We start from the raw sequence: 10,286 nt of genomic DNA on the forward strand, positions 1-10,286 counted from the left end.
TCTGGGGTCGGTGCGCAAGTCCCTGGACTCGTGTTCGCGGCGCCTCGCCGCGCTCTTCCCGGCTTGGTTCCCCGGAGCGATCCGGGTCGGCTCTCGGTGAAGGGGACTGGGCGGATGCCGCTGGTGGGTTGGGCTGGATGAGCAACGAAGAGAAGCTTCGCGAGTACCTCAAACGAGCCACGGCGGACCTGCACAGCGCCCGCCGTCGCCTGCTCGAGGTCGAGTCCGGTGAGCGTGAGCCCATCGCGATCGTGTCGATGGGCTGCCGGTACCCGGGCGGGATTTCCGACCCCGACGCCCTGTGGCGCCTGGTCGCCGAGGGCGGCGACGTCATCACCGGCTTCCCGGCCGACCGCGGCTGGGACATCGACGCGCTCTACGACCCCGACCCCGACCGCGCCGGCACGTCCTACGTGCGCGAAGGCGGCTTCCTCGACGACCCCGCCGGCTTCGACGCGGGCTTCTTCGGGATCTCCGCGCGTGAGGCCCTCGCGATGGACCCCCAGCAGCGGCTGTTCCTCGAGGTCGGCTGGGAGGTCATCGAGCGGGCGGGCATCGCGCCGTCGTCGCTGAAGGGCTCCGCCACCGGTGTTTTCGCCGGCGTCATGTACCACGACTACGCGGCCCGGGTGGACACCGTTCCCGAAGGCGTCGAGGGATATCTCGGTCTCGGCACCGCCGGAAGCGTCGTCTCCGGGCGCGTCGCGTACACCCTGGGTTTGGAAGGCCCGGCCGTCACGGTCGACACAGCCTGTTCGTCGTCGCTGGTGGCGTTGCACTGGGCCGTTCGTGCGCTGCGGTCCGGTGAGTGCACGATGGCGCTGGCCGGCGGCGTGACGGTGATGCCGGAGCCCTCGGGCTTCATCGGGTTCAGCCGTCAGCGTGGGCTGGCCGCGGACGGCCGGTGCAAGTCCTTCGCCGAGGCCGCGGACGGCACGGGCTGGTCCGAGGGCGTCGGCGTGGTGCTGGTGGAGCGGCTTTCCGACGCCCAGCGCCTCGGCCACCCCGTGCTCGCGGTGATCCGGGGCTCCGCGGTGAACCAGGACGGTGCGTCGAACGGCTTGACGGCGCCGAATGGTCCTTCGCAGCAGCGGGTGATCCGGGCGGCGTTGGCGAGTGCGCGGTTGTCGGCGGGTCAGGTGGACGTGGTCGAGGCGCATGGCACGGGGACGACGCTGGGTGATCCGATCGAGGCGCAGGCGTTGCTGGCGGCCTATGGGCAGGATCGTGAGCGTCCGTTGTGGTTGGGGTCGTTGAAGTCGAATATCGGTCACACGCAGGCTGCGGCGGGTGTGGCTGGTGTGATCAAGATGGTGCAGGCGATGCGCCATGGTGTGCTGCCGCGGACACTGCACGTGGACGCTCCGACGTCCCAAGTGGACTGGTCGGCCGGTGCGGTCGAGCTGCTGACCGAGCAGCGGGAATGGCCGGAGACCGGCGAGCCGCGCCGCGCGGGGGTGTCGTCGTTCGGGGTGAGTGGCACGAACGCGCACGTGATCCTGGAGCAGGCGCCGGCGGTGGAGGAGACCCCGCGGTCGGTGGCGGTGTCCCCGGTGGTGCCGTGGGTGGTGTCCGCTCGGAGCGAGGCGGCGTTGGCCGCGCAGGTCGAGCGGCTGCGGTCCCTCGTCGATGCCCAGTCGCCGGTCGACGTCGGGTACTCGCTGGTGACGGGCCGCTCGACGTTCGAACACCGGGCCGTCCTGGTCAACGGCACCGAGATCGCGTCCGGTTCGGTGGTGCCCGGTGGGGTCGGGGTGTTGTTCTCGGGTCAGGGTTCTCAGCGGGTGGGGATGGGCCGGGAGCTGTATGAGGCGTTCCCGGTGTTCGCTGATGCTTTTGATGAGGTGTGTGCGGAGCTGGATCGGCATCTCGACCGTGGTGTGCGGGATGTCGTGTTCGGCGATGGTGAGTCGCTCGATCAGACGGTGTACACCCAGGCCGGGTTGTTCGCGGTCGAGGTTGCGCTGTATCGGCTGGTGTCTTCGTGGGGTGTGCGGCCCGAGTATCTGGCTGGGCATTCGATTGGTGAGCTGAGTGCGGCTCATGTGGCTGGTGTGTGGTCGTTGGCGGATGCGGCTCGGGTGGTGGCGGCGCGGGGCCGGTTGATGCAAGCGCTGCCTTCGGGTGGGGCGATGGCGTCGATCCGGGCCACGGAAGCCGAGATCGCCGCGACGGGCATTGAGATCGCGGCGGTCAACGGGCCGGCGTCGGTGGTGGTGTCCGGCTCGCGTGCCGAGGTGGAATCGGTGGTGGCTGAGTTTGCCGCGGCCGGGGTGAAGACCACCATGCTGCGGGTCAGCCACGCCTTCCACTCGGCGTTGATGGACCCGATGCTCGACGAGTTCCGCCGGGTGCTGGAGACGGTGGAGTTCGGGGAGCCGTCGATGCCGATCGTGTCGACGGTGACCGGGCAGCTCGCCGAACTGTCCGAGCCGGAGTACTGGGTCGAGCAGGTGCGTCGGACCGTCCGGTTCGGTGACGCGGTCGGCGCGCTGGCCGAGTTGGGTGTCCGGACGTATCTGGAGCTGGGCCCGGGTGGTGTGTTGTCCGCGATGGGCGCGGACACCGCCTCCGACGCGGTGTTCCTGCCCGCTCTGCGCAAGGACCGTGACGAGGTCCGGACCTTGATCACCGCGCTGGCGGGGGCCTATGTGCGGGGCGCCACCGTGGACTGGGCCCCCTTCCTCGCCGGCGGCCGCCGGGTCGAGCTGCCCACCTACGCCTTCCAGCACGAGCGGTTCTGGCTGTCCGCGTCCCGCGCTGGGGTGTCGGCCCCGGGGCTGCGCGCGATCGAGCATCCGCTGCTGTCCGCGGCGATGACCCTCGCCGGAAGCGACACCGAAGTCTGCACCGGCGAAATCTCCCTGGAAAGCCACCCCTGGCTCGCCGACCACGTGGTCTCGGGTGTCGTGTTGCTGCCCGGGACGGCGTTCGTGGAGCTGGTGCTGCACGCCGGCGACCGCGCCGGCACCCCGGTGATCGACGAACTGACCCTGCAGGCCCCGCTGCGGCTGGACGCGGGTGTGGTCACGACGCTGCAGGTGGTCACCGGCCCGGCTGACACCGGCGGAAACCGTGAAGCGACGGTGTTTTCCCGTCCGGCGGGGCACGACGACGCGCCGTGGACCGAGCACGCCACCGCCACCCTCACGCCCGCGAGCGTCGCCGAGGGCGGCGGGTTGGCGGAGTGGCCGCCGTCGGGCGCCGAAGCGGTGGACGTGTCCACGTTGTACACCACCATGGCCGACGCCGGCCTGGACTACGGGCCGGTGTTCCGGGGCGTGCGGTCGGCGTGGCGTGACGGCGAAGAGGTGTTCGCCGAAGTGGTCTTGCCCGAGCAGGCCCACGACGACCGCTTCGGGATCCACCCGGCGTTGCTCGACGCCGCCCTGCACGGGATCGCGTTCCGGCCCGACGTGGGCGGTGGGCTGCCGTTCGTGTGGTCGGGGGTGTCGTTGTCCGCGGTCGGCGCGACCGCCGTGCGCGTGCACCTGACGCCCACCACCGGTGGGACGCGGTTCCTGCTGAGCGACTCCACCGGTGCGCCGGTCGCGCGCATCGACTGTCTCGCGCTGCGGGAACCCACGGCTCCGGCGCGGACCTCGGTGCTCGGCCGTCGCGACGATCTGTTCACGGTGGTCTGGAGCCCGGCCCCGGCGACCACCGGCGCGGTGGTGCACACGGTTCTGGACACGGCCGATGCTGTGGGGGAGTGTGCGGTCTGGGTCTTGGGTGAGTTGCAGCGGTGGTTGCGGTCCAGCGCGGCCGAGGAAATCTTGGTGGTGCTGACCCGGGGTGCGGTCGACGTTGGTGATGGCCGGGGTGTGTCGGATCTGGCGGGTGCGTCGGTGTGGGGTCTGGTTCGGGCGGCGCAGTCGGAGAATCCGGGTCGGATCGTGCTCATGGACTCCGACACTGCTTCGGTGGAGGCGTTTGTTGGTGGTGAGCCGCAGATCGCGGTGCGCGACGGCCAGGCTTGGATCCCTCGTCTGACCCGGGTTCCCGCCGTCGAGGCCGATGTCGAGCTGTCGGGCACGGTGCTGGTGACCGGTGGCGGTGGTGTCGGTGGGGTGCTGGTGCGGCACTTGGTGACTCGTCATGGGGTGCGTCGTGTGGTGTGGGCTTCCCGCCGGGGTGGTGCGGGTGCGGGTTCGCTGGTCGAGGAGATGGCCGAGGCCGGGGCCGTCGTTGAGGCGGTGGCTTGTGATGTCACCGACCGGGCCGCGTTGGCTGCGGTGATCGACGGTATTGGGTCGGAGTATCCGTTGACTGGTGTCGTGCACACCGCGGGCGTTCTCGATGACGGGGTGATTACCTCGTTGACCCCGGAGCGGATGCGGACCGTGCTGGCTCCGAAGGCGGACGCTGCGTGGTACCTGCACGAGCTGACCCAGGACCTTGAGCTGTCGCTGTTCGTGGTGTGCTCGTCGGCTGCGGGGATCTTGGGGTCGGCGGGGCAGGGCAACTACGCGGCGGCGAACGCGTACCTGGACGGTCTGGTCCAGTACCGGCGGGGTCTGGGGCTGCCGGGTCTGTCACTGGCGTGGGGTCTGTGGGCCGAGGTCGGTGGGATGGCGAAGTCCCTTTCGGACATCAACCTGTCGAGATTGGACCGGAGTGGGTTCACGGCCTTGGCGACCGAGCACGCTTTGACGTTGTTCGACCGCGCGCTGGTGTCCGATGTGGACGTGGTGATGCCGATCGGCTTCGACACGTCGGTGTTCCGGTCCCGGGATCAGGCGGAAATTCCGTTCCTGCTCAGGAAACTCGTCCGTGGCCGGACCCGTCGCGCGGTGACCGCGTTGCCGGACGTCCGTCAGGCGCTGGCCGACCTCGGTGCCGCCGAACGCGCTGACGCCGTTCTCGCTGCTGTCCGCGAGCAGGTCGCGCTCATATTGGGGCTTGCTTCGCCGGATTCGGTGGGGCTGACGCGCCCGTTCACCCAACTGGGCTTCGATTCCCTGACCGCGGTCGAGCTGCGGAATCGGCTGGGCACGGTGACGGGGTTGCGGTTGCCGGCGACGTTGGTGTTCGACTACCCGACCCCGCACACCTTGGCCGAGTTCCTGATCGAGGAACTCGCGCCCAGCACACCCGCCGCGGTCACGCCGGTCACGCCGGTGACGGTCGTCGCGGCCGACGAGCCGGTCGCCATCGTGGGCATGAGCTGCCGTTACCCCGGCGGGGTGAGCAATCCGGATCAGCTGTGGGACTTGGTCCGCTCGGGTGGGGACGGGATTTCCGGTTTCCCGACCGATCGTGGCTGGGATGTGGAACGTCTCTACAGCACCGACGGTGACGATGAGGGTCGTTCGGTGACGTTGGAGGGTGGTTTCCTCTACGACGCCGCCGATTTCGACCCAGGTTTTTTTGGGATTTCGCCGCGTGAGGCGTTGGCGATGGATCCGCAGCAGCGGTTGTTGCTCGAGACCGCGTGGGAGGCGATCGAGTCGGCGGGTATCGACCCCGCGGCGTTGCGGGGTAGCCGGACTGGAGTGTTCGCCGGGTTGATGTACCACGATTACGCGACGTCGCTGGTGTCGGTGCCTGACGGGGTGGAGGCGTTCCTGGGTGTCGGGAACTCCGGCAGTGTCCTTTCGGGCCGGGTGGCATACACGCTGGGGTTGGAAGGTCCGGCGGTGACGGTGGATACGGCGTGTTCGTCGTCGTTGGTGGCACTGCACTGGGCCATTCAGGCGTTGCGTCAGGGCGAAGCGACGATGGCCTTGGCTGGCGGCGTGACGGTGATGGCTACGCCGGGGACGTTTGCGGAGTTCAGTCGTCAGCGGGGGTTGGCTGGTGACGGGCGTAGTAAGTCCTTTGCTGAGTCGGCCGACGGTACGGGGTGGGGCGAGGGTGTCGGGATGCTGCTGGTGGAGCGGCTGTCGGACGCCCGGCGGTTGGGGCATCCGGTGCTGGCGGTGGTGCGGGGTTCGGCGGTGAACCAGGATGGTGCGTCGAATGGGTTGACGGCGCCGAATGGTCCTTCGCAGCAGCGGGTGATCCGTGCGGCGCTGGCCAATGCGCGGCTCGCGCCCGAGCAGGTCGACGCGGTCGAGGCGCACGGCACGGGGACGACGCTGGGTGATCCGATCGAGGCGCAGGCGTTGCTGGCGACTTATGGGCAGGGGCGGGAGCGTCCGTTGTGGCTGGGTTCGATCAAGTCGAATATCGGGCATACGCAGGCGGCGGCGGGGGTCGCGGGGATTATCAAGATGGTGCAGGCCATTCGTCATGGTGTGCTGCCGCGGACGTTGCATGTTGATCAGCCGTCGTCGCACATCGATTGGGAGTCCGGTGCGGTTGAGCTGCTGACTGAGCAGCGGGAGTGGCCCGAGACCGGCCGGCCGCGTCGGGCTGGGGTGTCGTCGTTCGGGATCAGTGGCACCAACGCGCACGTCATCCTCGAGCAAGCGCCGCCGGTCCACGAAACCCAGCCTTCCGAAGCGGTCTCGTCGGTGGTGCCGTGGGTGGTGTCCGCTCGCACTGAAGAAGCCCTGCTCGCGCAGGTCGACCGGCTGCGCCCCTTCAGCGATTCCCGGTCACCGGTGGACGTCGGGTATTCGCTGCTGACCGGCCGGTCGCTGTTCGACCACCGGGCCGTCCTGGTCGACGGCACCGAAATCGCCTCCGGTTGTGTGGTCCCCGGCGGAGTCGGGGTGTTGTTCTCCGGTCAAGGTTCCCAGCGGATGGGGATGGGCCGGAAGCTGTACGAGACGTTCCCGGTGTTCGCCGAGGCCTTCGACGCTGTCTGTGCGGAACTGGATCAGCACCTCGACCGTGGTGTGCGGGATGTGGTGTTCAACGACGGTGAGTCGCTCGATCAAACGGTGTACACCCAGGCCGGGTTGTTCGCGATCGAGGTCGCGCTGTACCGGTTGGTGACTTCGTGGGGCATACGGCCCGAATACTTGGCGGGGCATTCCATCGGCGAGCTGAGCGCGGCTCATGTGACCGGTGTGTGGTCGCTGGCGGACGCGGCCCGGGTCGTGGCGGCGCGCGGCCGGTTGATGCAGGCCCTGCCCGCCGGCGGGGCGATGGCGTCGATCCGGGCCACGGAAGCCGAGATCGCCGCGACGGGCATTGAGATCGCGGCGGTCAACGGGCCGGCGTCGGTGGTGGTGTCCGGGGCGCAGGCCGAAGTCGAGGCCGTGGTGGCTCCGTTCGCGGCGGCCGGGGTGAAGACGAGCATGTTGCGGGTCAGTCATGCGTTCCATTCGGCGTTGATGGACCCGATGCTCGAGGACTTCCGCCGGGTGCTGGAGACGGTGGAGTTCGGGAAGCCGTCGATCCCGATCGTGTCGACTGTGACCGGGCAGCTCGCCGAACTGTCCGAGCCGGAGTACTGGGTGGAGCAGGTTCGCCGGACGGTCCGGTTCGGTGACGCGGTGACCACCCTGGCCGAACTCGGCGTCCGGACCTACCTCGAGCTGGGTCCCGGAGGCACGCTGTCGGCGATGGGCGCCGACATCGCCGGCGAAGCGGTGTTCCTGCCCGCCCTGCGCAAGGACCGTGACGAGGTCCGGACCTTGATCACCGCGCTGGCGGGGGCCTATGTGCGGGGCGCCACCGTGGACTGGGCCCCCTTCCTCGCCGGCGGCCGCCGGGTCGAGCTGCCCACCTACGCCTTCCAACACGAACGGTTCTGGCTGCGGTCCGGCCACCGGGGTGGGGTGTCCTCGGCGGGTCTGCGCGCGGTGGACCACCCGCTGCTGTCCGCGGCGATGGCCCCGGCCGGCACCGGCACCGAGGTCTGCACCGGCGAAATCTCCCTCGAAAGCCACCCCTGGCTGGCCGATCACACGGTCTCGGGCGCGGTGTGGCTGCCCGGTGCCGCGTTCGTGGAACTGGTGCTGCACGCCGGCGAACGCGTCGGCACACCGTCCATCGACGAGCTGACCCTCCAGGCCCCGCTGACGCTGGACCCCGGTGTGGTCCTGGCCCTGCAGGTGGTCACCGGCCCCACCGACGCCGAGGGGCGCCGCCAGGCGACGGTGTACTCCCGCCCCGCCGGCCACGACGACACGCCGTGGACCGAGCACGCCACCGCCACCCTCACCAGCGACGTCCCCGACGCCGTCGGGACGGCGGAGTGGCCGCCATCCGGCGCCGAGGCGGTGGACGTCTCGACGCTGTACGACGACATGGCCGACGCCGGCCTGGGTTACGGGCCGGTGTTCCAGGGTGTCCGGTCGGTGTGGCGTGCCGGGCCGGACGTCTTCGCCGAGGTGGCGCTGCCCGAGCAGGCCCGCGACGACGGCTTCGGGATCCACCCGGCGTTGCTCGACGCCGCCCTGCACGCGATCACGTTCCTCCCCGGAATCGGCGGCGGGTTGCCGTTCGTGTGGTCGGGGGTGTCGTTGTCCGCGGTCGGCGCGACCGTCGTGCGGGTCCACCTCACCCCGGCCGGCAGCGGGACGCGGCTGCTGTTGAGCGACACGACCGGCGCCCCGGTCGCCCGGATCGAGTCCCTGGCGTTGCGGGAGCCTGCCGCTCCGGCGCAGGCGTCGGTGCTCGGACGTCACGATGACTTGTTCGCCGTGACCTGGAGCCAGACGTCCGCCGCGACTGCTGAGATGGCATACAAGGTTCTGGACACCGCTGACGCCGTGGGGGAGCGCGCGGTGTGGGTGCTGGGCGAGCTGCAGCAGTGGTTGCAGTCCAGCGCGGCCGAGGAAATCTTGGTGGTGCTGACGCGAGGCGCGGTCGACATCGGCGACGGCAAGCGTGTGTCGGACCTGCCCAGTGCGTCGGTGTGGGGCCTCATCCGGGCGGCGCAGTCGGAGAACCCGGGCCGGATCGTGCTTATCGACACCGACACCGCTTCGGTGGAGGCGTTCGTTGGTGGTGAGCCGCAGGTCGCGGTGCGCGACGGCCAGGCTTGGATCCCTCGTCTGACCCGGGTGTCCGCCGTCGAGGCTGATGTCGAGCTGTCGGGCACGGTGCTGGTGACCGGTGGCGGTGGTGTGGGTGGCGTTTTGGTGCGGCATCTGGTGACTCGTCATGGGGTGCGGCGTGTGGTGTGGGCTTCCCGCCGGGGTGGTGCGGGTGCGGGTTCGCTGGTCGAGGAGATGGCCGAGGCCGGTGCGGTGGTGGAGGCGGTGGCTTGTGATGTCACCGACCGGGACGCGCTGGCCGCGGTGATCGCGGGCATCGGGTCGGAGTATCCGTTGACCGGTGTCGTGCACACCGCGGGCGTGCTGGACGACGGTGTGATTACGTCGTTGACGCCGGAGCGGATGCGGACCGTGCTGGCTCCGAAGGCGGACGCTGCGTGGTACCTGCACGAGCTGACCCAGGACCTTGAGCTGTCGCTGTTCGCGGTGTGCTCCTCGGCGGCGGGGATCTTGGGGTCGGCGGGGCAGGGTAACTACGCGGCGGCGAATGCGTTCCTGGACGGTTTGGTCCAGTTCCGGCGGGGTCTGGGGCTGCCGGGTCTGTCGCTGGCGTGGGGATTGTGGGCCGAGGTCGGTGGGATGGCGAAGTCCCTTTCGGACACCGACCTGTCGAGGATGGACCGGAGCGGGTTCACGGCCTTGGCGACCGAGCACGCTTTGACGTTGTTCGACCGCGCACTGGTGTCCGATGTGGACGTCGTGGTGCCGATCGGGCTGGACACGTCGGTGTTCCGGGACAAGGACCACGCCGAGATCCCCGTCCTGCTCAGGAAACTGGTCCGGGGGCGCACCCGCCGGGCGGCGACCGCCTCGCCCGACGCCCGCCAGGCGCTGACCGAAAGTCTCGCCCCGCTCGGCGCCGCCGAGCGCGTCCACACCGTCCTCGGCCTGGTTCGCACCCAGGTCGCACTCGTGCTGGGCCACGCTTCGGCGGACTCGGTGGGCGTGGCGCGCCCGTTCACGGAGCTGGGCTTCGACTCGCTCACCGCGGTCGAGCTGCGCAACCGGCTGGGCGCGGTCACCGGGCTGCGGCTGCCCGCGACGATGATCTTCGACTACCCGACGCCGCAGTCACTGGCCGAGTTCATGGCCGGCGAACTGACCGGCACCACGACGTCGCCCGCTTCGGTGCTGGACGAGCTCGACCGGCTCGAGGCCGCGTTCGCCGTGATGGCACCCGAGATGCTGGCGGCAATGGTGTCCGACGAGGACAACCGGACCGCGATAACCGCCCGGCTGAAGGCGCTGATGTCCAAGTGGACGGACGCACAGGGCACGGCCACCCCGGTGCCGGCACAGGAGATCGGATCTGCCTCGGACGACGAGCTGTTCGATTTCATCGACAAGAAGTTCGGCAGGTCGTGATCGATCAACCTCCGGCTCACCGAC

The 10,286-nt window shown here is 69.9% G+C and carries 1 protein-coding gene; it reads left to right on the forward strand.

Annotation, left to right across the window (positions count from 1 at the left end; all coding sequences use genetic code 11):
- The first annotated feature begins 137 nt into the window (after positions 1-137).
- The gene (locus tag ACLJQE_RS24425) at positions 138-10,262 is read left to right on the forward strand and encodes an SDR family NAD(P)-dependent oxidoreductase (protein ID WP_410641654.1); all 10,125 of its coding nucleotides are present in this window, start codon (positions 138-140) and stop codon (positions 10,260-10,262) included.
- Positions 10,263-10,286 lie beyond the last annotated feature (24 nt).

It is taken from the genome of Amycolatopsis sp. lyj-346, from assembly GCF_046548975.1.
GTDB lineage: Bacteria > Actinomycetota > Actinomycetes > Mycobacteriales > Pseudonocardiaceae > Amycolatopsis.